The organism is Serratia surfactantfaciens (genome assembly GCF_001642805.2).
GTDB classification, from domain to species: domain Bacteria; phylum Pseudomonadota; class Gammaproteobacteria; order Enterobacterales; family Enterobacteriaceae; genus Serratia; species Serratia surfactantfaciens.
In genome coordinates this window covers 3,456,554-3,480,706 of the sequence record NZ_CP016948.1, presented here as the reverse complement: position 1 = coordinate 3,480,706, position 24,153 = coordinate 3,456,554, and the positions used below count along the sequence as shown (strand labels likewise).

Below are 24,153 nucleotides of genomic sequence, written 5' to 3'. Positions count from 1 at the left end.
CGAAGGTTATATTCAACCATTGGGGTGATTCCCGGTCTTACATAACGTACAGGCATATACCCGCCGTTTCTCAGGCCGACATACTGGCGGAGAACTCGGCGAGTACAGATTTGGTTATGTGATTTTGATGCACGTCGCCAACGTCAGGGAGTGGGCGTAGCGACGTCGGAATAGGGGTTTATTTTGGATATGCGCAGACAGTTGGCCCGTATCGCCGGGCTAGTATTATTGGCTATGTGTTGGGCACCGTTGAGTTGGGCCGCGCAAGGATGGCAACCGCTGGCGGAGAAGATCAACAAGAGCGAGCACGATCCGCGCCAGTACGAGGCGATCAAGCTGGCTAACGGTATGACGGTGCTGCTGGTGTCAGACGCCCAGGCGCCGAAGTCGCTGGCGGCGCTGGCGTTGCCGGTCGGTTCTCTCGAAGATCCGAACAGCCAACTGGGGTTGGCGCACTATCTGGAGCATATGGTGCTGATGGGCTCCAAACGCTATCCAGAGCCGGAAAACCTGTCCGAATTCCTGAAAAAGCACGGCGGCAGCCACAACGCCAGTACGGCCTCTTATCGCACCGCCTTCTATCTGGAAGTGGAAAATGACGCGTTGGAGCCGGCGGTCGATCGCATGGCCGACGCCATTGCCGAGCCGCTGCTCGATCCGGGCAACGCCGATCGCGAGCGCAACGCGGTGAATGCCGAATTGACGATGGCGCGTTCGCGCGACGGCATGCGTATGGCGCAGGTCGGCGCGGAAACTCTTAACCCGGCGCACCCAAGCGCGCGCTTCTCCGGCGGCAATCTCGACACGCTGAAAGACAAGCCGGACAGCAAGCTGCACGATGAACTGACCGGCTTCTATAAGCGCTACTATTCCGCCAACCTGATGATGGGCGTTTTGTACGGCAATCAGCCGCTGTCGCAGCTGGCTGACATTGCGGCGAAAACCTTTGGCCGCGTGCCGAATCACGACGCCAGCGTGCCGCCGATCACCGTGCCGGCCGTCACGCCGGAACAGCAAGGCATCATCATTCACTATGTCCCGGCGCAGCCGCGCAAGCAGCTGAAGGTCGAGTTCCGCATCGATAACAACAGCGCCGCGTTTCGCAGCAAAACCGATACCTACATCAGTTACCTGATCGGCAACCGCAGCAAGAACACGCTGTCCGACTGGCTGCAGAAACAGGGGTTGGCGGACGCCATCAATGCCGGCGCCGATCCGATGGTGGATCGCAACGGCGGCGTCTTCGCCATCAGCGTTTCCCTGACCGACAAAGGCCTGGCCAAGCGCGACGAGGTCGTCGCCGCCATCTTCAATTACCTGAAAATGCTGCGCAGCGAAGGCATCAAGCAGAGCTACTTCGATGAAATCTCGCATGTTCTGAACCTGGACTTCCGTTATCCCTCGATCACGCGCGACATGGACTATATCGAATGGCTGGTGGACACCATGCTGCGCGTGCCGGTTGAGCATGCGCTGGACGCGCCTTACCTGGCCGATCGCTATGATCCTAAGGCGATCGCCGAACGCCTGGACGCCATGACGCCGCAAAATGCGCGCATCTGGTTCGTCAGCCCGGATGAACCGCACAACAAGACGGCCTATTTCGTCAATGCGCCTTACCAGGTCGACAAAATCACGCCGCAGCGCTTCACGCAGTGGCAGCAACTGGGCAGCGGCATTTCCCTGTCATTACCGGCGCTCAACCCGTACATTCCGGATGACTTTACCCTGACCAAGCCGTCGCACGAGTTCAAAAAGCCGGAAATGGTGGTGGATAAACCCGGTCTGCGCGTGCTGTACATGCCGAGCCGCTACTTTGCCGACGAGCCGAAGGCCGACGTCACCGTCGCTTTCCGCAACGCCAAAACCATGGATTCCGCGCGCAACCAGGTATTGTTCTCGCTGACGGATTATCTGGCCGGCCTCGCGCTGGATCAGCTGAGTTATCAGGCGTCGGTCGGCGGGTTGAGCTTCTCGACCTCACCGAATAACGGTCTGATGTTTAACGCCAACGGCTTTACCCAGCGTCTGCCGCAGTTGCTGACTGCGCTGATCGAGGGCTATTCCAGCTTCACGCCGACGGAAGATCAGCTGGCGCAGGCCAAGTCCTGGTATCTGGAGCAGTTGGACGCCGCCGAGAAGGGCAAGGCGTTCGAGCTGGCCATTCAGCCGGTGCAAATGGTTTCACGCGTGCCGTACTCCGAGCGCAGCGAGCGCCGCGAAGTGCTGAAGACGCTGACGCTGAAAGACGTGCTGGCCTATCGCGACAGCCTGCTGGCCGAGGCCACGCCGGAGCTGCTGGTGGTGGGCAACATGAGCAAGCAACAGGTCGATACGCTGGCGTCGACGCTGAAACATCGTCTGGGCTGTACCGGCATCGAATGGTGGCACGGCGAAGACGTGGTGGTGGACAAGGATCAGCTGGCCAACCTGCAACAGGTGGGCAGCAGCACCGATTCGGCGCTGGCGGCGGTCTACGTGCCGACCGGCTACGACGAAGTGACCGGCATGGCCTACAGCTCGCTGCTGGGGCAGATCATTCAGCCGTGGTTCTACAGCCAGCTGCGTACTCAGGAGCAATTGGGGTATGCGGTCTTCGCCTTCCCGATGTCGGTGGGGCGCCAGTGGGGCGTCGGCTTCCTGCTGCAGAGCAACAGCAAACAGCCGGCCTACCTGTACCAGCGCTATCAGGATTTCTACCCGAAAACCGAGAAGCGTCTGCGTGAAATGAGCGAGGCCGATTTTGAACAATACAAACAGGCGCTGATCAATGAACTGAAGCAGCGGCCGCAAACGTTGAGTGAGGAAGCCAGCCGGTTCGCCAACGATTTCGATCGCGGCAATTTCGCTTTCGATACCCGGCAGAAGCTGATCGCGCAGGTGCAACAGCTGACGCCGGCCAAACTGGCGGATTATTTCCATCAGGCGGTGATCCAGCCGCAAGGGCTGGCGGTGCTGTCGCAGGTCAGTGGCAGCGGGCAAGACAAAGCGGATTACGCGGCGCCTAAGGATTGGGTCACCTATCCGAACGCCTCTGCATTGCAGCAGATCCTGCCGCGCAAAGTGGCGACGCCATGACGGAAATCGCCCCGCAAAGGCTGGAGCCGCTGACGTTACCGCTGTTCGGCGAACGCCTGATCGAGGCGTCGGCGGGCACCGGCAAAACCTTCACCATCGGCGCGCTGTATCTGCGTTTGCTGCTGGGGTTGGGCGGTGAAGCGGCGTTTCCCCGTCCGCTGACGGTCGAAGAAATCCTGGTAGTGACCTTTACCGAGGCCGCCACCGAGGAGCTGCGCGGGCGCATCCGCGACAATATTCACGGGCTGCGCATCGCCTGCGTGCGGGGCGTCAGCGCCAATCCGCTGTTTTCGGCGCTGATGGAAGAAATCGACGATTTGAGCGACGCCGCCTCACAGTTGCTGGCGGCGGAGCGGCAAATGGACGAAGCGGCGATCTACACCATCCACGGTTTTTGCCAACGGATGTTGACCCACAACGCTTTCGAGTCCGGCATGCTGTTTGAACAAACGCTGGTGCAAGACGAATTGCCGCTGCGGCGGCAGGCCTGTGCAGATTTCTGGCGCCGTCATTGCTATCCGTTGCCGCTGGGCGTGGCGCGTGCGATCAGCCAGGAGTGGAGCGGCCCGGAAGCGTTGCTGGCAGATCTTGCCGGTTATCTGCACGGCGAAGCGCCGGCGCTGCGTCGGCCGCCGAAAGACGAAGAAACCGTATTGATGCGCCATGAGCAGATCGTTGCGCGCATCGACGCCATCAAGGCGCAATGGCGGGCGGCGGCGGGCGATCTGGAGGCATTGATCGCTCAGTCCGGCGTCGATAAGCGCAGCTACAGCAGCAAGCACCTGCCGAACTGGCTGAACAAGGTCGGCGAATGGAGCGGGCAGGAAACCCAGGATTACCAGTTGCCGAAGGAGTTGGACAAGTTTCGCCAGTCGGTGCTGTTGGAGAAGACCAAGAAAGGCGAACCGCCGCGCCATGCGCTGTTTACAGCGATCGACGAGCTGTTCGATGAGCCGTTGACGTTGCGTGATTTAATCATGGCGCGTGCCCTCAGCGAAATCCGCACCTCCATTCAGCAGGAAAAGCGCCAGCGCGCCGAGTTGGGTTTTGACGACCTGCTCAGCCGGTTGGACGGCGCCCTGCAAAGCGGCGGTGGCGAACAGCTGGCGCAGGCGATCCGCCAGCGTTACCCGGTGGCGATGATCGATGAATTCCAGGATACCGATCCGCAGCAATACCGTATTTTCCAAAAGCTTTACGTCGGCCGGCCCGATTGCGGCCTGCTGTTGATCGGCGATCCCAAGCAGGCTATTTACGCCTTTCGCGGAGCCGACATCTTCACCTACATGCGTGCGCGTTCAGAGGTGAGCGCCCACTATACGCTGGAGACCAACTGGCGCTCGTCGCCGTCGATGGTCGCCAGCGTCAATCACCTGTTTTCTCAGGTAGAAAAACCTTTCCTGTTCGGCCAAATCCCCTTTATCGAGGTCAACGCGGCGGAAAAGAACCAAGGGCTGGCGTTTGAGCTGCACGGCAAGCTGCAACCGGCGATGCAGTTCTGGCTGCAGCAGGGGGAAGGCGCGGGTGTAAGCGATTACCAACAGCTGATGGCGCGCCTGTGCGCCACGCAAATTCGCGACTGGCTTAGCGCCGGGCAACAGGGGCTGGCTCGGCTGCATGGCGGCAAGGAATCTCGGCCAGTACAAGCCTCCGATATTACGGTGCTGGTGCGCAGCCGGAATGAAGCGGCGTTGGTGCGTGATGCGCTAAGCGCATTGTCCATTCCGTCGGTCTACCTGTCCAACCGCGACAGCGTGTTCGACACCCCGGAAGCCAAAGACCTGCTGTGGTTGCTGCAGGCGGTGTTGGCACCGGAGCAGGAACGCACGCTGCGCAGCGCTATGGCCACCGGGCTGATGGGGCTGGATGCGCCGACGCTGGACGGCCTGAGCCGCGATGAGCGCGCCTGGGACGCGCTGGTTAACGAATTCGATAATTACCGCACGCTTTGGCTGCGCCGTGGCGTGTTGCCGATGCTGAGCGAGGTGATGAAAGCGCGCCAGCTGGCGGAGAACCTGTTGGCCAGCCCCGGCGGCGAGCGGCGTTTGACCGATGTGCTGCATCTGGGAGAGCTGTTGCAGGAAGCGGCGGCGCAGCTCGACAGCGAGCATGCGCTGGTGCGCTGGCTGGCGCAGCAGATCGCCCAGCCCAATCGCCAGTCCGACAATCAGCAGCTGCGGCTGGAGAGCGACCGGCATCTGGTGCAGGTGATCACTATTCACAAGTCCAAGGGGCTAGAGTTCGATCTGGTGTGGTTGCCGTTCGTCGGCAATTTCCGCCAGCAGCAGCAGGCGCTGTATCACGATCGCCACAGTTTCCAGGCGTTGCTGGATCTCGATGCCAATGAAGAGAGCCAGGCCTGGGCGGAGGAGGAGCGCTTGGCGGAAGACCTGCGTCTGCTGTACGTGGCGCTGACCCGCTCGGTGTACCACTGCAGCATCGGCATCGCGCCGTTGTTCCAGGGCACGCGCAAGAAGCAGGGCGATACCGATCTGCACCGCAGCGCATTGGGTTATCTGGTGCAGGGCGGGCAGCCCGGCGACGCCGTGTATCTGCAGGAGCGCCTGCAGCAATTGGCGGGTGGCGGCATTGCGCTGTCGCTGGTTGAATCGCCGGACGAGGTGCCCTGGCAGCCCCAGACGGCGTTGGCCGAAGCGCTGGCGGCGAAAAGCTTTACCCGGCGGATCCAGGATTTTTGGCGGGTGACCAGCTATACCGGTTTGCAGCAGCACGGCGCGAGCCTGATGCAGGATCTGCTGCCGCGTCTGGATATCGACGCCGCCGGCGAGCGGGGGGAAGAAAGTGAGCCAGCGCTTACACCGCATACTTTCCCGCGCGGCGCGACGCCCGGCACCTTCCTGCACAGCCTGTTTGAAACGCTGGACTTCACCCAGCCGCTCGACGAACAGTGGCTGCTGGAACAGCTGCAACAGCAAGGGTTCGCTGAACACTGGCAGCCGATTTTGCTGACGTGGATGCAGGTGTTGCTCAACACGCCGCTCGATGGCAGCGGCGTGACGCTGGCGGCGCTAACGCCGCAGCACAAGCAGGCGGAGTTGCAGTTCTATTTGCCGATTAACCGGCTGTTGCAGGCGCAGGAGCTCGATGCTCTGGTGAAGCGTTACGATCCGCTTTCCGCTCGCTGCCCGGCGCTGGATTTCCATCAGGTGCAGGGCATGCTGAAAGGCTTTATCGACCTGGTGTTCTGTTGGCAGGGCAAATACTACCTGCTGGACTACAAGTCCAACTGGCTGGGGGAAGACAGCAGCGCTTATACCCGGCCGGCGATGGAGCAGGCGATGGCGGAGCATCGTTACGATCTGCAATACCAGCTCTACACGCTGGCGTTGCATCGCTATCTGCGTCATCGGCTGCCGGATTATGATTACCGGCGCCACTTCGGCGGGGTGATTTATCTGTTCCTGCGCGGCGTGGATGCGGCGCACCCGGGCAACGGCATTTTCACCTGTCTCCCCGAGTTTGAGCTGGTGGCGGGAATGGATCGCTTGTTCAGCGGCGAAGCTGCGGCGGCGGAGGAAGAATCATGATCGCACTGCTGGAGCAGGCGGTGGCGCTTGGCGCGCTGCGGCCGCTGGACGTGCAGTTTGCCCGCGTGGTGGCGAGCGAAGACGAACCCGATATTTTGCTGGCCGCTGCCTGCCTGAGCGCAGAGGCAGGGGCCGGTCACGTCTGCCTGATGCTGGATCAACTGCAGGCGGACACCCTGTTTGAAGGGCGCCAGCCGGCGCTGGCGCTGGCGATGTGGGAAACCGCCGGGCGACCGGATAGCGCGCGTTGGCAACAGCGTTTGGCGGCCAGTGCGGCGGTCGGAGACGGCAGCGGCGCTACGCCGTTGGTGCTGCGCGGGCCGCGTTTATATCTGCAGCGCATGTGGCAAAACGAAGGTGAAGTGGCGGCGTTTATCGGTGGTGAAGGCGAATCGCTGGCGGTGCCGGAGGCGGAGCTGCGTGCCATTCTCGATCGCTTGTTCGGCGCGGCGAGCGACGAGCCCGACTGGCAGAAAATCGCCGCAGCGGTGGCTGCAACGCGGCGTATTGCGGTCATTTCCGGCGGGCCGGGCACCGGTAAAACCACCACCGTCGCCAAACTGTTGGCGGCGCTGGTACAGCTGGATGAAAGCGCTCGCTTGCGCATTCAGCTGGCGGCGCCGACCGGCAAGGCGGCGGCGCGCCTGACGGAGTCGCTCGGCAGCGCCAGCCGCCAGCTGGCGCTGGCCCCGGCGCAGCAGGCGCTGTTCCCGACCGAGGCGGCGACGCTGCACCGTTTGTTGGGGGCGCAGCCGAACAGCCAGCGCATGCGCTATCACCGCGGCAACCGGCTGCATTTGGATGTGTTGGTGGTGGATGAGGCCTCGATGGTCGATCTGCCGATGATGGCGCGCCTGATTGCCGCGCTGCCCGACCAGGCACGGGTGATTTTCCTTGGCGACCGTGACCAGTTGGCCTCGGTGGAGGCCGGTGCGGTGTTGGGGGACATTTGCCGTTTTGCCGAGCAGGGATACAGCGATGTGCGCGCGGCAGAGCTGAGCCGCCTGACCGGTTGTGCGATCAAAGGGCAGCAGGCTGACGCAGAAGCGGCGGTGCGTGACAGCCTATGCCTGCTGCGCAAGAGCTATCGCTTCGATGCCCGCTCCGGCATCGGCCAACTGGCGTTGGCGGTTAACGCCGGTGCCGGGGATCGCGCGCTGGCGGCACTAAAGGGCAGTTTCGGCGATGTCGCGGGCTATGCGCTGGCGACGAGTGAAGAGTATCAGGCGCTGTTGGATGCCTGCGTAGCGGGCTATCGCGATTCTCTACGGCTGACCGCCGAAGGCGCGGACGCAGCGACGGTGCTGGCGGCCTTTGGCCGTTTCCAGGTGCTGTGCGCGTTGCGTGAAGGGCCGTTCGGCGTCGCCGGCCTGAACGAGCGCATTGAGCTCGGGTTGCAGCGCGCCGGTCTGATCGACCGTAAGCCGGGCGTGCTCGGCCGCTGGTACCGAGGGCGGCCGGTGATGATCGGCCGCAACGACAGCGCGCTGGGGCTGTTCAATGGGGATATCGGCATTACGCTGCCGGATGAACAGGGGGAACTGCGCGTGCATTTCCAACTGCCGGACGGCAGCATCAAATCGGTGCAGCCGAGCCGTTTACCGGCGCATGAAACCGCCTATGCCATGACGGTGCACAAGTCCCAGGGATCGGAGTTTGACCATACGGTCCTGGTATTGCCGAATCACTTCTTGCCGGTGCTGACGCGCGAGCTGGTTTATACCGCGATCACCCGTGCGCGCAAGCAGCTCTCGCTGTACGCTACGGAGGCGGTGCTGTTGCGGGCCATTCGCACGCCGACCCAGCGTCGCAGCGGGCTGGCTGAACGGCTGCAGACAGCGGAATAAGCGGCAAAAGGGCGCGGCAAGGAACGGCCGCGCCCGCAGGGATTACAGATCGGCCAGCAGGATTTTGGAACGGCGCTGGTAGTTGTACAGCGCCTGTTTTTGCATCGGCAGCACGTCGACCTCCGCCGGAGTGAATCCGCGCTCCTGGAACCAGTGGATGCTGCGGGTGGTCAGCACGAACAGCTTCTTCAACCCCATCTGCCGCGCCTGGTTTTCTACCCGCTGCAGCAGCATTTCGCCGCGCGAAGAGCTGCGGTAATCGGGATGCACCGCCACGCAGGCCATTTCACCGATTTTTTCCTCCAGGAACGGGTACAGTGCCGCGCAGGCGATAGTCAGGTTATCGCGTTCGATAATGGTGAATTTGTCGATCTCCATCTCCAGCTGTTCACGCGAACGACGCACCAGGATGCCCTGCTGCTCGAGCGGCCGGATCAGCTCCAGGATGCCGCCGATGTCGTTGATCGTCGCCCGGCGCACCTGTTCGGCACTCTCCATCACGATTTGGGTGCCGATGCCGTCGCGCGAGAACAGTTCCTGCACCAGCGCACCGTCTTCCTGATAGCTGATCAGGTGGCTGCGGCGCACGCCGCTGCGGCAGCCTTTCACCGCGCCGCGCAGGAAACGCACGGTACCGGAATGGTAATCGCCGCCTTCCTCCAGCTCTTCAAGGCGCTTTTGCGCATCGTTGGGGAACAGCTCGGAAAGGATATTGCCTTCGGCATCGGTTACGCCCTGCGAGGAGCAGAAACCGATCATTTTTTCCGCTTTCAGTTTGATCGCCAACTGGGTAGCCACTTCTTCTGACGTCAGATTGAAGCTCTCGCCGGTGACCGAAACCGCGACCGGGCCGATCAGCACGATGGCGTTGCTGTCGAGCTGACGGTGGATTGCGTCTTCATCGATGCGGCGAATGCGGCCGCTGTGGCAGTAGTCGATGCCGTCATCGACGCCCAGCGGCTGCGCGATGATGAAGTTGCCGCTGACTACGTTGATATGCGCGCCTTGCAACGGCGTGTTGTTGAGGCTCATCGACAGCCGGGCGGTGATGTCGAGCTGCAGCAGGCCGGCAGCCTGCTTGACCAGTTCGAGCGTATGGGCGTCGGTCACGCGGGTGTGTTTGTGGTAGATCGGCTCATAGTTATGCTGAGCCAGATTGGCGTCGATTTGCGGCCGCGCGCCGTAAACCACCACCAGGCGAATGCCCAGGCTATGCAGCAACCCGATATCGTTGACGATGTTGGAGAAATTCTCGTGTTCGATGGCTTCCCCGCCGAGCATGATGACAAACGTCTTGCCGCGGTGGGCGTTGATATAGGGGACTGAGTGACGGAATCCTTGCACCAGCTCTGTACTACGTTCCTTCACGGCCAAACCTCTTTGCATATTTATACGGTATTTTTGTATTTTTATTCTTTTATTGTGCCGATGGCAAGTGGGAAATCGTCATGAAGAGTGCGCTAAGGGCGCTAAATCGTTAATAAATTGAAAAACCATAAAAAGATTTTCTGATGACAGGGCTGGAATGATTGGTTAAAGTTTTCGGCATCCCCATTTCATTGGTGTTTTTTTCATCTGTTGTAAACAGCTATTACTGCCGGAGCCGCATGCCAAACTCTAATCACAATCTGGGCCGCCGTCGTTTATTACAGGGCGTTGCCGCCAGCTGGTTGCTGAGTGTGAGTCGTACGGGCTTCGCCGCATCATCGCACGTGATCGCCGTGCGCGTCTGGCCATCCTCCACCTATACCCGCGTCACGTTGGAATCCAACGTCGAACTCAAATACAAGCAGTTTGCGCTGACCAATCCCGATCGCGTGGTGGTGGATATTGAAGGCGTTCACCTCAACAGCGTGCTGAAAGGCATCGCCGGGCAGGTGCGCGCCGACGATCCTTATCTCAAGCAGGCGCGCGTTGGCCAGTTTGATCAGAATACCGTGCGGCTGGTGCTGGAGCTCAAACAAAGCGTCAGCCCGCATATTTTCACGCTGGCGCCGGTGCCGGAGTATCGCAACCGTCTGGTGATGGATCTCTATCCGACCAAGGTCGGCAGCGGCGGTGAGGAGTATGATCCGCTACTGGCGTTACTGGAAGATTACAACAAGGGCGATCTGGAGCGCACGCTGCCGCCGGAAGCGCCGCAGGCCGGCAAGGCGGGGCGCGATCGGCCAATCGTCATCATGCTGGATCCTGGCCACGGCGGCGAAGATCCCGGTGCGATCGGCAAGTACAAGACGCGCGAGAAAGACATCGTGCTGCAGATTGCCCGCAAGCTGAGCGCCATGATCAAGCGCGAGCCGAACATGAAGGTGTTCATGACGCGCAACGAAGACGTGTTTATCCCGCTTAAGGTGCGCGTCGCCAAGGCGCGCAAGCAGCGTGCGGACCTGTTCGTTTCGATTCACGCCGATGCCTTTACCAGCCGCGCGGCGCGCGGTTCATCGGTGTTCGCGTTGTCCACCAAGGGCGCCACCAGTTCGGCGGCCAAGTTCCTGGCACAGACACAGAACGCGTCGGACCAAATCGGCGGCGTCAGCAAGAGCGGCGACCGCTATCTCGACCACACCATGTTCGATCTGATCCAGACCGCGACCATCAACGACAGCCTGAAGTTCGGCAAGGAAGTGTTGAATCGGATGGGCAAAATCAACCGGTTGCACAAGAATCGCGTCGATCAGGCCGGTTTTGCGGTGTTAAAGGCGCCGGATATCCCGTCGATCTTGGTGGAGACGGCGTTTATCAGCAACATCGAAGAGGAGCGCAAGCTGCGCACCAGCCATTTCCAACAGCAGGTGGCGGAGTCGATTCTGGCGGGTATTAAGGCTTATTTCGCCAACGGCGGCGCGTTGGCGAGCCGATAACGGCAGGGCCGGGCGCGAGTCCGGCTATTTTCGCGGATTGCAGATACAAAAAAACACCCGTCAGGGTGCTTATCTGTTGTCATCAAGAGTTGGTTGCGGGGGCCGGATTTGAACCGACGACCTTCGGGTTATGAGCCCGACGAGCTACCAGGCTGCTCCACCCCGCGTCCGTCTTGATGCTGTATTACTACGAAACCACCGTTCATGTTATGCCGCTGGTACGACATTCGGTTGGTTGCGGGGGCCGGATTTGAACCGACGACCTTCGGGTTATGAGCCCGACGAGCTACCAGGCTGCTCCACCCCGCGTCCGTGTAATACTTTGTTATCGAAACCAAACGAAAAATACCGCCAATGCGGCATCGGTTGGTTGCGGGGGCCGGATTTGAACCGACGACCTTCGGGTTATGAGCCCGACGAGCTACCAGGCTGCTCCACCCCGCGTCCGATGGATGCGCACTATACTCTCCATGCGTTTTGTTGCAAACCCTTTTTGCATTTTATTGCCCTAAACCCGTTTTTCTGCTGAATTTGCCCGCAATTTGCCTTCTTTTTCATCACCATCCTCCGTGCGGGTTTTTTTATTTGCAGCGATTCCTTTATCAATGAGCGTTTGTTATCGTTCAGCCGGTAGATCATATCAGTTTGAGAGTGTGCGCGATGAAAGGACGTTGGGGCAAATACCTGCTTGGCGGGTTGATGGTGGCGGTGTTGGCGGGCTGTTCGTCCAAGCCGACCGATCGGGGTCAGCAATATAAAGACGGCCGTCTGGATCAATCGCTGGAGCTGGTCAATCAGCCCAACGCCAAAGGTTCGCCGGTCAACGCCAAGGATTATTCTGATCAGCTGATGGAGATCAAGTACGCGTCGCCTTCGCTGTTTAATCGCAACAACAGCACTTATCAGGCGGTGCAAAGCTGGATGGCGTCCGGCGCCGACACGCGCATGCTGAGCCAGTATGGCCTCAGCGCTTACCAGATGGAAGGCGTCGACAATTACGGCAACGTGCAGTTTACCGGCTACTACACGCCGGTGGTGCAGGCGCGCTATACCCAGCAGGGCGAGTTCCGCTATCCGCTGTACCGCATGCCGCCGAAGGGCAGGGGGCGCCTGCCGGATCGCGCGGGCATCTATTCCGGCGCGCTCGACGATCGCTATATCATCGCTTACACCAACTCGCTGATGGACAACTTCATGATGGAAGTCCAGGGCAGCGGCTACGTCGACTATGGCAATGGTCAGCCGCTGGTGTTCTTCGGCTACGGCGGCAAAAACGGCCACGCCTATCGCAGCATCGGCAAGGTGCTGATCGATCGCGGCGAAGTGGCCAAGGCGGACATGTCGATGCAGGCGATCCGTCAGTGGGCGGATACCCACAGCGCCGCAGAGGTGCGTGAGCTGCTGGAACAAAACCCGTCGTTCGTGTTCTTCCGTCCAGAAGCTTTTGCGCCGGTGAAGGGCGCCAGCGCGGTGCCGTTGGTTGCCAAAGCCTCGGTAGCGTCCGATCGTTCGCTGATTCCGGCGGGCACCACGCTGCTGGCCGAAGTGCCGCTGCTGGACAACAAGGGTAAATTCACGGGAAAATACGAGATGCGCCTGATGGTCGCGCTCGATGTTGGCGGTGCCATCAAGGGCCAGCATTTTGACATGTATCAGGGCATCGGGCCGGAAGCCGGCCACTCGGCGGGATACTACAACCACTACGGCCGCGTTTGGGTGCTGAAGAACAATGGCGGCGGCCAGCTGTTCAGCGCCAATCAGTCAAACGGCGGCGGTTCGTTGTTGGCCACCCGGTAAACGCACGCGGCGTGAAAAGATTGACCCGCAAGGGCCGGATTTTCCGGCCCTTATCATTTGCATTACGAAGGTAATTAAAGCGTTATGAGCACAGCTTATTCGGAAGCCTATCTGCAGCGTTTCGGCGGCACGGCGCGGTTGTACGGCCAGCAGGCGCTGGCGGTGTTCGCGCAGGCGCACGTCTGCGTGATCGGCATCGGCGGCGTGGGTTCCTGGGCGGCTGAGGCGCTGGCGCGCACCGGCATCGGCGCCATCACCCTGATCGACATGGATGATGTCTGCGTCACTAATACCAATCGTCAAATCCACGCATTGCGTCAGCATGTCGGGCAATCCAAAACCGAGGTGATGGCGGAGCGCATCCTGGCGATTAACCCGGAATGCCGGGTGACCTGCATCGATGATTTCATCACCCCGGACAACGTCGCCGAGCTGCTGGACCATAACTTCAGCTATGTCATCGACGCGATCGACAGCGTGCGGCCGAAGGCGGCGCTGCTGTCCTACTGCCGCCGTTTCAAGATCCCGGTGGTGACCACCGGCGGCGCCGGCGGGCAAATAGACCCGACTAAAATCGACGTGGCCGATCTGGCGAAGACCATTCAGGATCCGCTGGCCGCCAAACTGCGCGAGCGGCTGAAACACGATTTCAACGTGGTGAAGAACGGCAAGGGCAAGCTGGGCATCGACTGCGTCTTCTCCAGCGAGCCGCTGGTTTATCCGCAGCCGGACGGCTCGGTGTGCGCTTCGCGCAGCACGGCGGAAGGGCCAAAAAGGATGGATTGCAGCGCGGGTTTCGGCGCGGCGACCATGGTCACCGCCACCTTCGGCTTCGTCGCCGTATCGCACGCGCTGAAAAAGATGCTGGCGAAGGCGGCGCGTCAGGCGTAACGGGCGGCGATCGCCTGCACGGCGGCGGCCAACGCCGCCAGGCCGCTGGCGCGCGTGGCGCTAAGCTGAGCGCGCAACGCCAACCGGTCGAACAGCGCCAGCGGATCCAATGCGGCGATCTGCTGCGGCGTTTTCCCTTCCACTTCGGTCAGCAGCACCGCCAGCAGGCCGCGCACGATGCGCCCTTCGCTGTCGCCATAGAAATGCAGCGTGCCGTCTTCCAGCAACTGGTGTCCCAGCCAGACGCGGTTTTCACAACCGCTCAATTCCATTTCTTCACTGCGTAAGGTTTCCGGCAGCGGCGGCAGCCGTTTCGCGAGCATGATCAGCTGGCGGTAGCGGTCCTCCCACTGTTTCAGCGCGCTGAAGGTGGCGATCAACGCGTCGGCGGTGACCTCTCGGCCAAAAGGATGGGGGGCGAGCATAGCGTCTCCGGGAGTCAAGTTAGTCGGCCAGCAGATCGAGGGCGTGAGTCAACGCGCTGACCAGCGTATCGACGTCCTGCTGCGTATTGTAGGGGGCGAACGACGCGCGCAGCGTGCCGCTGACGCCTAACGCCGCCATCAGCGGCTGCGCGCAGTGTTGGCCCGCGCGCAGCGCAATGCCTTGTTCCGCCAGCAGCGTGACGATGTCGCTGTGGTGTACGCCGGCGATGTCGAACGCCAGCAGGCTGGAGCCGGAACTGCGGAAGCTGCGAAAACCCGGCAGCTGCGCCAGGCGCTGTTCCGCTCGATCCGCCAGCTCGCGGCTGTAGCGCTCCGCCGCCGCCATGTCCTGTTCGCTGAGCCAGGTGAGCGCTGCGGCCAATCCCAGCACGCCGGCGATGTTTGGCGTGCCGGCCTCGAAGCAGTGCGGCGGTTTTTGCGGGGTAAAACCGTCGAACGACGCCTGGGTCAGCATCTTGCCGCCGCCTTGCCAGGGCGCCATTTGCGCCAACAGCTCGGCTTTGCCGTACAGTGCGCCGATGCCGGTCGGGCCATACAATTTGTGGCCTGAGAAGGCGTAGAAATCGATGTCGAGCCGCTGTACGTCGGCCGGGCCGTGCACCACGCCCTGTGCGCCGTCGATCATCACGCGCGCGCCGGCGGCATGCGCCAGCGCGATTGCCGGCGCCAGATCCGGGCAACCGCCGGTGACGTTGGACATTTGCCCCAGTGCCAACAGGCGGGTTTTCTCGTTGAGCAGGGCGGGCAGCTGCGTCAGGTCCGGCAGCCGGTCGGCGCCGATCGGCAGTTTCACCACGTGCGCGCCGGTTTGCTCCGCCACCATCAGCCAGGGGATCAGGTTGGCGTGGTGTTCCGCCTCGCTCACCAGGATTTCATCGCCCGGCTGCAGGCGCGGGCGCAGGTAGCTCTGCGCCACCAGGTTGATCGCCTCGGTGGTGCCGCGCGCCCAGATGATGTCATCGGCCGACGGCGCATTGAGCAGCCGTGCGACCTGGCCGCGCGCCAGCTCGAAGCGGGCGGTCAGATCCTGCGCCGCCCGATGTTGGCTGCGGTGCACGGTGGCGGCGTCATCGCGATAAAACTGCTGCGTGGCGTCGATCACCGCCTGGGGTTTCAACGCGGTGGCGGCGCTGTCCAGATAGATGCCGTCCTGCGCGAGCGCGGGAAACTGTTGGCGAAAAAGGCTGGGGTTAAAAGGCGTCATACCCTGATTGTCACTGGCTTGAGTCGATGGGTGATCCTGTCCTATTTTGCCGTCTGAGACAAGCGATCCCGTCCATTAGGAGTTATCGCCTGGCAAAATTGGGAAAGTTTGTTATGCTATTAAATGTGCGCTAATTAATCGCATCTATACAGATAAAAGGTATTTATCAGCATTTAAAACTACAAAGGAGTCCTCAATGAAGAAAACAGCCGCAGTTATCTCTGCCCTGATGCTTACGTTCACCCTGGCCGCCTGTTCCAGCAACTACGTGATGCATACCAATGACGGACGCACCATTGTCGCTGACGGTAAGCCTAAAGTGGACAACGACACCGGCATGATCAGCTATAAAGACGCTAACGGCGTCGAGCAGCAGATCAACCGCGCCGATGTGAAAGAGATGGTTGAAAGCAACCAGTAATCGTCAGGCAAAAAAAAAAGCACCGCAAGTTTTGCGGTGCTGCATAAAATCACTATGGACAGACAGGGTAAATGTACAGGAAGTGAAAAAACAGTAGCCTAGCTACCATGTCCGGAATCGCCGGACAATTTGCAAACACAACATCACAACCACAAGCCAAAAGTTCATCGGCGTCCTCGACACCCACTCCCTTTTCGTTCCGGCCCGGGAAGTGCCGCCACTATAGGTATTTGCTGGCGCATCCTCAACGGACAAATTATAATGGCTCGGATTAAAAAAACTAATGGCAATACGCCGTTAGCGTTTACCGATGGCTTGCCACACAAAGCCGCCCGATTTTCGGCACCGAATCATTCGGATTAATGTTACACAAAAGTAGCTAATTTAATGTCTAAACGCTTACCTCCCCTCAATGCGCTGCGCGTGTTCGATGCGGCCGCTCGCCACCTGAGTTTCACCAAGGCGGCGGAAGAGCTGTTCGTGACTCAGGCCGCGGTGAGCCACCAGATCAAGTCGCTGGAGGACTTCCTCGGGCTGAAGCTGTTCCGTCGGCGCAACCGCTCGCTGTTGCTGACCGAAGAGGGGCAAAGTTACTACCTCGATATCAAGGAGATCTTCTCTTCGATCAACGAGGCGACACGCAAGCTGCAGGCGCGCAGCGCCAAGGGGGCATTGACCGTCAGTCTGCCGCCGAGCTTCGCCATTCAGTGGCTGGTGCCGCGCCTGTCCGGCTTTAACTCAGCTTATCCGGGCATCGACGTGCGTATCCAGGCGGTGGACCGCGAAGAGGACAAGCTGGCGGACGATGTCGACGTGGCGATTTTCTACGGCCGCGGCAACTGGCCGGGGCTGCGCGCCGAGCGTCTGTATGCGGAATATTTGCTGCCGGTTTGTTCGCCGAGCCTGCTGACCGGCGATCATCCGCTGAAAACCGCGGACGATCTGGCTTATCATACCTTGCTGCATGACGTTTCACGCCGCGACTGGCTGGCGTATACGCGCCAACTGGGGTTGCAGCACATCAACGTGCAGCAGGGGCCGATCTTCAGCCACAGCGCCATGGTGGTGCAGGCGGCGGTGCACGGCCAGGGTGTGGCGCTGGTGAACAACGTGATGGCGCAAACCGAGATCGAAGCCGGTCGCCTGGTGTGCCCGTTCAACGATGTGTTGGTCAGCAAAAACGCTTTTTATCTGGTATGTCATGACAGCCAGGCAGAACTGGGTAAAATAGCCGCCTTCCGGCAGTGGATCCTGGCGCGCGCCGCCAGCGAACAAGAAAAGTTCCGCTTCCGCTACGAACAATAAGGCCGGCCGCCGCCTTGCCGCGGCCGGTGATTTTTAATGGGATAGATCACGATGAGCAGCCGTTCCATGCTGGTTTTCGCCGCTATCAGCGGCTTTGTGTTTGTCGCGTTGGGCGCATTCGGCGCGCATGTGCTGAGCGGTACGCTCGGTGCCAACGAAATGGCCTGGATCCGCACCGGGTTGGAGTATCAGGGGTTCCACACTCTGGCCATCCTGGCGCTGGCGGTCGCGATGCAGCGCCGCGTGAGCCTGTGGTTTTACTGGAGCGGGGCGCTGCTGGCGCTCGGCACCGTGTTGTTTAGCGGCAGCCTCTATTGTCTGGCGCTGTCGCACCTGAAGGTTTGGGTATACATCACGCCGGTTGGCGGCGTGTGCTTCCTGATCGGCTGGATATTGATGTTGATTGGCGCTTTGCGTCTGAGGAAAAAGGCCGAGCGCCATGAATAAGATTGCGTTGTACTGCCGTCCCGGTTTTGAGAAAGAGTGTGCGGCGGAGATCACCGACAAGGCCGCCCAACTGGAGATTTACGGCTTTGCGCGGGTAAAAGAGCACAGCGGCTACGTGCTGTTCGAATGCTACCAGCCGGATGACGCCGACCGGCTGGCGCGGGAAATTCCGTTCCGCGAACTGATTTTCGCCCGTCAGATGATCGTGGTGGGCGAGCTGCTGCGCGATCTGCCGCCGGAAGATCGGGTATCGCCGATCGTCGGCATGCTGATCGGCGTGGTTGATCGCGGCGGCGAGCTGCGGGTGGAAGTGCCGGACACCAACGAAAGCAAAGAGCTGATGAAATTCTGCCGCAAGCTGACGGTGCCGCTGCGCGCCGCGATGCGCGAGCAGAAGGTGCTGATGGCGCGCGAGAACCCGACCCGCCCGGTGGTGCACGTGTTCTTCATCGCGCCGGGCTGCTGCTACGTCGGTTACTCCTACAGCAATAACAACTCGCCGTTCTATATGGGCATTCCGCGTCTGCGCTTCCCGGCCGATGCGCCGAGCCGTTCGACGCTGAAGCTGGAAGAAGCGTTCCATGTGTTCATCCCCGCCGACGAGTGGGACGAACGCCTGGCCAGCGGCATGCACGCGGTCGATCTGGGCGCCTGCCCGGGCGGCTGGACCTATCAGCTGGTGAAACGCAGCATGATGGTACACTCGGTGGATAACGGCCCGATGGCGCCGAGCCTGATGGAAACCGGCCAGGTGACGCATCACCGCGCCGACGGCTTTAAGTTCGAGCCGAACAGCAGCAAGATCTACTGGCTGGTGTGCGACATGGTGGAGAAACCGGCGAAGGTGACCAGCCTGATGATTCAGTGGCTGGTGAAAGGTTGGTGCCGCGAAGCGATCTTTAACCTTAAGCTGCCGATGAAAAAGCGCTATGAGGAAGTGTCGCAAAACCTGATGAGCATCCGCGAAGCGCTGGGCGCCGCCGGCATCAGCGTCGAAGTGCATGCCAAGCAGCTGTATCACGACCGCGAAGAGATCACCGTGCACGTGCGCCGCATGTGGTCGGCGGTGCCGGGCCGGCGCGACGAGCGCGATTAATCGCGTTAAGCTTGATGAAGGGCGCTGCTTGCAGCGCCCTTATTGTATCGGCAGGCGCAGTTGCTGCAGGTTGCCGTCCAGCGACAGATCGGTGCGCAGCGTGGCGACTCGTTTGCTGACGTAGGCCAGCTCGCGGTGCTGTTCCAGCTTGCCGCGCCATTTCTCCGGCACCTGCTCCAGGTGCTGATACAGCCCGTCCAGGCTGCCCGATTGTTGCAACAGCAGCACGGCGGTTTTCGGCCCGATGCCGGCCACGCCGGGGATCTTGCTGCTGCCAATTCCCGCCAGCCCCCAATAGTCCGGCAGCTGCTGCGGCTGCACGCCGAATTCCTGCTGCACGAAGGGCATATCCAGCCAGCGTTTCTGGAAATAATCGCGAATTTGCACGTTCGGCGCCAGCAGCTGGCAGTAGCCTTTGTCGGTGGAGACGATGGTCACCTGATGGCCGCCGCCGGCGACCTTCGCCGCCAGCGTAGCCGCCAGATCGTCCGCTTCATTGCCGGGGGAATGCCAGCTGGCGACGCCCAACTCGGCGAAGGCCTCGCGCAGCTGCGGCATCTCCTGCTGCAGGTTTTCCGGCATCGGTGAACGCCCGGCCTTGTAGTCCGGCAGAATTTGGTGACGCCAGCTGTCGCTGCGGTCGTCCTCGTCGAATACCGCCACCGCGTGGGTCGGGCGGCTGTGCTGGATCAGCTGCTGCAGCGCATGGCGGCAGGCGCTGACGCAAGGGGAGCCCTGCACGGCGTGAATGCGGCGGATGAGGTTCAGGGCGTCGACAATCAGTAGGTGTATCATCATGGGCTGTCAGGTCGGAAAAAAACAGGGCGGCTGTTACGCCGCCCGGGATTGAGGGTCAGGCTACGATTTCGTAGCAGGGCACATAGGCGCTGCCCGGCAGCTTCATGCGGTGCTGGGCGACAAAGCCCTGCAGCAGGCTGTCCATTTGCTTCATCATTTGCGGTTCGCCGTGCAGCTTGTACGGGCCGAACTGCTCGATGGCGTGGATACCGTTTTCCTTCACGTTGCCGGCGACGATGCCGGAGAACGCACGGCGCAGCGCGGCGGCCAATTGCTCCGGCGGCTGGTTCGGATACAGGTTGAGGTTTGCCATGTTCTCGTGAGTCGGCTCGAACGGCAGCTGCAGATCCGGCGCGATGCGGATCGACCAGTTAAAGCTGTAGGCGTCGCCAGTGTTGCGGCGGTTTTCCTTCACCAGCGGCATGGCTTTCTTCATTTGCCGCGCCACTTCCGCCGGATCGTCGATGATGATGGTGTAGTGGCGGCGCGCAGCGTCGCCCAGCGTGTTCATGATGAACTCGTCCAGCACGCGGAAGTAGTCGGCGCTCTCTTTCGGCCCGGTCAGGATCAGCGGCAGCACCTGTTCGCTGTTCTCCGGGTTCATCAGGATACCCAGCAGGTACAGCAGCTCTTCGGCGGTGCCGACGCCGCCCGGGAAGATGATGATGCCGTGCGCGATGCGCACGAAGGCTTCCAGGCGTTTTTCGATGTCCGGCATGATCACCAGCTCGTTGACCAGCGGGTTAGGCGGCTCGGCGGCGATGATCGACGGTTCGGTCATGCCGATGAAGCGGCTGTTGCGGTAACGCTGCTGCGCGTGGCCGACCGCAGCGCCTTTCATCGGCGCTTCCATGGCGCCCGGCCCGCAGCCGGTGCAGATGTTCAACTCGCGCAGGCCCAGCTGGCTGCCGACCTTGCGCGCGTAGAGGTATTCGTTCTCGTTGATCGAGTGGCCGCCCCAGCACACCACCATATTGGGATCTTCATCCAGGTGCAGCGTGCGTGCATTGCGCAGGATCGAGAACACCAGGTTGGTGATGTGGGCCGAGTTTTCCAGGTTCAGGTGCTGGAAACGGCCGGCGCTGGCGATTTGGCCGTGCACGAACAGGATGTCGCGCAGTACGGCGAACAGGTTGGCCTGCAGCGAGCGGATGATACGGCCGTCGACGAACGCCTCTTCCGGCGGGTTGACCAGCTCCAGCTTCACCCCGCGTTCGCGGCGCAGCACGTTGATGTCGAAGGTTTCATAGCGCGACAGCAGCTGTTTGCTGTTGTCGGTCTGGCTGCCGGAGTTCAACACGGCCAGCGAACAGTTGCGGAACAGGCGGTACAGGTCGCTGCTGGCGGTGCGCTTCAGCATGTCTACTTCCAGCTGCGACAATAAATCCATAGAGCCAAGCGGGCTGATGTGTGTAATCAAGGTAACTCCTTTGCACCCGGTGCGGGGCGGTAGTAATCCATACGCAGCAAAACAGCATCTCGTTATGGTTGGCGTGCTGCGGCGCAGCGGGCGCTGTGCCCGGCCGCAGCCTCGTTTTAACCTTACCGCCGTCCCCGCGCTTTTACCAACACAAACCGCTCGTTAGCTCAGTTGTTGAGCAATGTTTCGCACTTATTGGCGCGCCAGGCGGCCATGCCCGGGAGTGAACTCGACATTGCTGCGCCACGGGTTGATATCCAGCCCGCCGCGGCGAGTATAGCGGGCGTACACCGTCAGGCTTTGCGGCCGACAATAGCGCATCAGATCGTTGAAGATGCGCTCGACGCACTGCTCGTGGAACTCGTTGTGGTGGCGAAAGGAGACCAGGTGGCGCAACAGCGCTTCGCATCTGCTGTCACCTTGGTCAGAGATAGGTACAATGGCCGCCAGTTTAACGTATGCGAGAAAGAATATGGACCATGATGTATCGCACGCTCTGCGTGAATTCACTCAACGTTATGTCGAGTTGTGGCAGCAAGCGCGCGGCCACGCGCCGGCCAGCCAGGCGCTGTACGGCGTGCCGTCGCCCTGCATCGTGGAGAACCGCGAGGACGAAGTGCTGTGGTTGCCGCAGCCTTTCGAGCCGGCGGCGACGCTGGAGAAGGTCGAGGCCGCGCTGGAGCTGCGTTTGCAGCCGGACGCGCACCGTTTCTACACGCAACAATACGCGGGCGACATGAGCGCCCAGTTTGGCGAGCATCGCCTGAGCCTGCTGCAGGTCTGGAGCGAGGATGATTTCATCCGCCTGCAGGAGAACCTGATCGGTCATCTGGTGACGCAAAAGCGCCTCAAGCTGTCGCCGACCCTTTTCCTGGCGACCACCGAATCCGAGATGACGATGGTGTCGCTGTGCAACGTCAGCGGCAACGTCGTGCTGGAACAATTCGGTAGCGATAAGCGCACCCTGTTGGCGGCGACGCTGGGGAATTTCCTCGATGCGCTGCGCCCCGTGCTGGACTGAAGCGCGTCGGATTCACCGCCGATCGTGTAAGAGATCTCTCACACGGGCTGTGAGAGATCGCTCTTAATTTTTTTCACCTCGCTTCGAACAATGAGATTATTGTTATCCAGATCAATTGGTTAGAATTTCTTTAGGATAACTCTTAGTGTTAATTTAGTGTGAGATGTCTCCCAAACCCTTGTGATTCCGGGGAATTTAAGCGATCTTATCGTTACCGGCATGGAACCGGCGGAGCAGGAAAGCATCAGGATGATGCAGCTTCAGGAAGAAGAAAGGGATGCGCTCAGGCAAGAGCGAAGGATGGCGTCAGGAGATGCCCAGGATGTTTCAGGATAGAAACCAGGGACACCTCCAGGACGGAGATTGAGAGCCGGCACAGGACTGTCGGTGGGTCAGGAAGGCTGAGGAACCGCGTCAGGACGATGCTGCAGGATGATGCAAGGACCACTTGGTCAGGATGGCCGCAGGAAAAGTTTTCAAGGATTGAGCAGGGAGCACGCTGTGTAGCGGGATAGCTATAAAACGAACCGGGGGCACTGTTAACGCAGTGCCCCCAACTTTTTGTTCTATCCCGCCGCGCGTGCGCCCCGCCTTAATCTATCGCCAGCGCTAACCAATTGCACCCAGCGTATCGCCTGCACTCTGCTTTTTCGGCAGCAGGAACAGCGTGGCGTAGATATCCAGCAGGTAAATCGCCGCCAGCAGGCTGATGGCGGCGGTAAACGACACCTGCGTCACCAGCGCACCGATCACCAATGGCCCCAGCCCGCCGACGCCGCGCCCCAGATTGAACAGGATGTTTTGCGCGGTGGCGCGCGCCTGTACCGGATAGGTATCGGAAATCAGTGCGCCGTAGCCGCCGATCATGCCGTTGACGAACAGGCCCATCAGCGCGCCGGCGAACAGCATCAGCATCGGATCGCTCAACTGGGCGTAACCTATCACCATCACCACGGCACCTACCTGATAAAGCACGAAGATCTTCCAGCGGGCGAAGCGGTCGGCCAGGACGCCAAACAGCCAGATGCCGAAGGTCATGCCGACGACCGTCACCGCCGTCCACAGACCGGACTTGGTGAGCGAAAAGCCGAAGTTTTTCGCCAGGTAAGTCGGCATCCAGATCATCAGCCCGTAGTAGCCGAAGTTCTGCACCGAACAGAGAATGAAGATGCCGATGCTGGCCTTGCTGGTGGCGCGATCCTTAAACAACAGACGCAAACGCTGCAGAAAAGAGAGCGGCTGTCCGGCGTCTTTCTGCCGCACGAACTCCTCTGGCTCGCCCAGCGTACGGCGGATCAGGAATGACGCCAGCGCCGGCAGCAGGCCGACCAAAAACATGCCGCGCCAGCCGATATGTTCCAGCAGCAGCGGCGTCAGGAAGGCGGCCGCTAGCACGCCCAACTGCCAGCCCATGCCGACGTAAGCCGAGGCGCGGTTACGTTTTTCCGCCGGCCAGGCTTCGGCGATCAGCGCCATGCCGATGCCGAACTCACCGCCCAGCCCGATGCCCGCCAAGGTGCGGTAGGCCAGCAGATCCCAATACCCCTGCGCCACGGCGCACAGGCCCGTGAACAGCGAAAACATCAGGATGGTGAGGGTGAGCACCCGGATGCGGCCAAAGCGATCGCTGAGGTGGCCGAAGATCACGCCGCCCAGCACCGCGCCGATCAGCGTCCAGGTGACCAGCGAACCGGCGGCCGATGAGGTTAATCCTAATTCGATGCTGATGGCCGGCAGCATAAAGCCGAGGATCAGCAGGTCAAACCCGTCCATGGCATAACCGGTGACCGAGGCCAGCATGGCCTTACCGGGCGTCGCGTGGTTTTTTTTCTCTGTTATTACGGACATGAATCTTTATCTGTGTGGTGAGTTCGGTGGGCCTATTGTGCCGCGCGGCGGCGAGCGCCACCAGATAAAAACGGCGGCCGGCCTCAGGCGCGCCGAATTTGGGCTATAAAAATGCTATGCTTTGC

17 protein-coding genes, 3 tRNA genes and 1 pseudogene are annotated in these 24,153 nt (G+C 60.9%); 11 read left to right on the top strand and 10 right to left on the bottom strand.

Features of this window, described 5'->3' with window-relative positions; all coding sequences use genetic code 11:
• The first annotated feature begins 189 nt into the window (after nt 1–189).
• The 3 genes from ptrA to recD are packed head-to-tail and all read left to right on the top strand — an operon-like array spanning nt 190 to nt 8,473.
• A complete protein-coding gene (gene ptrA, locus ATE40_RS16385; protein ID WP_063918000.1) occupies nt 190–3,078 on the top strand; it encodes a pitrilysin in 2,889 nt (962 codons plus the stop codon).
• A complete protein-coding gene (gene recB, locus ATE40_RS16380; protein ID WP_063917943.1) occupies nt 3,075–6,626 on the top strand; it encodes an exodeoxyribonuclease V subunit beta in 3,552 nt (1,183 codons plus the stop codon). Before ptrA ends, recB begins: the two co-directional genes overlap by 4 nt.
• Nucleotides 6,623–8,473, top strand: coding sequence for an exodeoxyribonuclease V subunit alpha (gene recD, locus ATE40_RS16375; RefSeq protein WP_063917942.1), 1,851 nt, complete (start codon nt 6,623–6,625; stop codon nt 8,471–8,473). Before recB ends, recD begins: the two co-directional genes overlap by 4 nt.
• Before the next feature lie 42 nt (nt 8,474–8,515).
• Here recD and argA read toward each other — a convergent pair whose 3' ends face one another.
• The gene (argA, locus tag ATE40_RS16370) at nt 8,516–9,859 is read right to left on the bottom strand and encodes an amino-acid N-acetyltransferase (protein WP_154747479.1); all 1,344 of its coding nucleotides are present in this window, start codon (nt 9,857–9,859) and stop codon (nt 8,516–8,518) included.
• A 221-nt stretch (nt 9,860–10,080) separates the two neighbouring features.
• Here argA and amiC point away from each other — a divergent pair, with 221 nt between their 5' ends.
• Entirely contained in the window at nt 10,081–11,334 is a 1,254-nt protein-coding gene (gene amiC / locus ATE40_RS16365; RefSeq protein WP_019455729.1) for an N-acetylmuramoyl-L-alanine amidase AmiC, read from the top strand.
• 90 nt (nt 11,335–11,424) lie between these two features.
• Here the strand turns inward: amiC and ATE40_RS16360 are convergent.
• The 3 genes from ATE40_RS16360 to ATE40_RS16350 all read right to left on the bottom strand — a co-directional run bounded on the left by ATE40_RS16360 (nt 11,425) and on the right by ATE40_RS16350 (nt 11,778).
• Nucleotides 11,425–11,501 (bottom strand) — tRNA-Met (locus ATE40_RS16360).
• A 65-nt stretch (nt 11,502–11,566) separates the two neighbouring features.
• Nucleotides 11,567–11,643: transfer RNA gene (locus tag ATE40_RS16355), tRNA-Met, on the bottom strand.
• A gap of 58 nt (nt 11,644–11,701) precedes the next feature.
• A tRNA-Met gene (locus ATE40_RS16350) sits at nt 11,702–11,778 on the bottom strand.
• Between the two features lie 216 nt (nt 11,779–11,994).
• On the opposite strand from ATE40_RS16350, the gene mltA reads away from it, so the two are divergent.
• Together mltA and tcdA are read left to right on the top strand one after the other, a co-directional pair.
• The gene (mltA, locus tag ATE40_RS16345) at nt 11,995–13,131 is read left to right on the top strand and encodes a murein transglycosylase A (RefSeq protein ID WP_019455730.1); all 1,137 of its coding nucleotides are present in this window, start codon (nt 11,995–11,997) and stop codon (nt 13,129–13,131) included.
• A gap of 84 nt (nt 13,132–13,215) precedes the next feature.
• Entirely contained in the window at nt 13,216–14,022 is an 807-nt protein-coding gene (gene tcdA / locus ATE40_RS16340; RefSeq protein ID WP_019455731.1) for a tRNA cyclic N6-threonylcarbamoyladenosine(37) synthase TcdA, read from the top strand.
• Here the strand turns inward: tcdA and csdE are convergent.
• Entirely contained in the window at nt 14,013–14,447 is a 435-nt protein-coding gene (csdE, locus tag ATE40_RS16335; protein ID WP_019455732.1) for a cysteine desulfurase sulfur acceptor subunit CsdE, read from the bottom strand. The two genes, tcdA and csdE, sit on opposite strands and share 10 nt — an antisense overlap.
• A 19-nt stretch (nt 14,448–14,466) precedes the next feature.
• Complete coding sequence (gene csdA / locus ATE40_RS16330; RefSeq protein ID WP_063917941.1) at nt 14,467–15,672, bottom strand: cysteine desulfurase CsdA; 1,206 nt, start codon at nt 15,670–15,672, stop codon at nt 14,467–14,469.
• 196 nt (nt 15,673–15,868) lie between these two features.
• Here csdA and ATE40_RS16325 point away from each other — a divergent pair, with 196 nt between their 5' ends.
• The 4 genes from ATE40_RS16325 (at nt 15,869) to rlmM (ending at nt 18,941) form a co-directional block, all read left to right on the top strand.
• Nucleotides 15,869–16,093: a YgdI/YgdR family lipoprotein gene (locus ATE40_RS16325; RefSeq protein ID WP_004931891.1), complete on the top strand. Its 225-nt coding sequence runs from the start codon at nt 15,869–15,871 to the stop codon at nt 16,091–16,093.
• Nucleotides 16,094–16,480: 387 nt separating this feature from the next.
• On the top strand, nt 16,481–17,398 hold the full coding sequence (locus tag ATE40_RS16320) for a transcriptional regulator GcvA (protein ID WP_004931894.1): 918 nt from the start codon (nt 16,481–16,483) through the stop codon (nt 17,396–17,398).
• Nucleotides 17,399–17,449: 51 nt separating this feature from the next.
• Nucleotides 17,450–17,845 (top strand): DUF423 domain-containing protein, encoded by a 396-nt coding sequence (locus ATE40_RS16315; RefSeq protein WP_025160235.1) that lies wholly within the window; start codon nt 17,450–17,452, stop codon nt 17,843–17,845.
• Nucleotides 17,838–18,941 carry a 23S rRNA (cytidine(2498)-2'-O)-methyltransferase RlmM gene (gene rlmM / locus ATE40_RS16310; RefSeq protein WP_019455735.1) on the top strand — a complete coding sequence of 368 codons (1,104 nt, stop codon included), beginning with the start codon at nt 17,838–17,840 and terminating at the stop codon, nt 18,939–18,941. The genes ATE40_RS16315 and rlmM overlap by 8 nt, the downstream gene beginning before the upstream one ends.
• Nucleotides 18,942–18,980: 39 nt before the next feature.
• Here the strand turns inward: rlmM and xni are convergent, their stop codons facing one another.
• The 3 genes and pseudogenes from xni to queF form a co-directional block, all read right to left on the bottom strand.
• The gene (gene xni, locus ATE40_RS16305; protein WP_063917940.1) at nt 18,981–19,739 is read right to left on the bottom strand and encodes a flap endonuclease Xni; all 759 of its coding nucleotides are present in this window, start codon (nt 19,737–19,739) and stop codon (nt 18,981–18,983) included.
• 55 nt (nt 19,740–19,794) lie between these two features.
• A complete protein-coding gene (gene ppnN / locus ATE40_RS16300) occupies nt 19,795–21,159 on the bottom strand; it encodes a nucleotide 5'-monophosphate nucleosidase PpnN (protein ID WP_019455737.1) in 1,365 nt (454 codons plus the stop codon).
• A gap of 192 nt (nt 21,160–21,351) precedes the next feature.
• Nucleotides 21,352–21,564 (bottom strand): annotated as a pseudogene (gene queF, locus ATE40_RS16295) (NADPH-dependent 7-cyano-7-deazaguanine reductase QueF); the annotation flags it as partial.
• Between the two features lie 67 nt (nt 21,565–21,631).
• On the opposite strand from queF, the gene syd reads away from it, so the two are divergent.
• A complete protein-coding gene (gene syd, locus ATE40_RS16290) occupies nt 21,632–22,180 on the top strand; it encodes a SecY-interacting protein (RefSeq protein WP_063917938.1) in 549 nt (182 codons plus the stop codon).
• Nucleotides 22,181–22,789: 609 nt separating this feature from the next.
• On the opposite strand, the gene ATE40_RS16285 is transcribed toward syd, so the two are convergent.
• Complete coding sequence (locus ATE40_RS16285) at nt 22,790–24,028, bottom strand: MFS transporter (RefSeq protein WP_025160236.1); 1,239 nt, start codon at nt 24,026–24,028, stop codon at nt 22,790–22,792.
• Nucleotides 24,029–24,153: the final 125 nt, after the last annotated feature.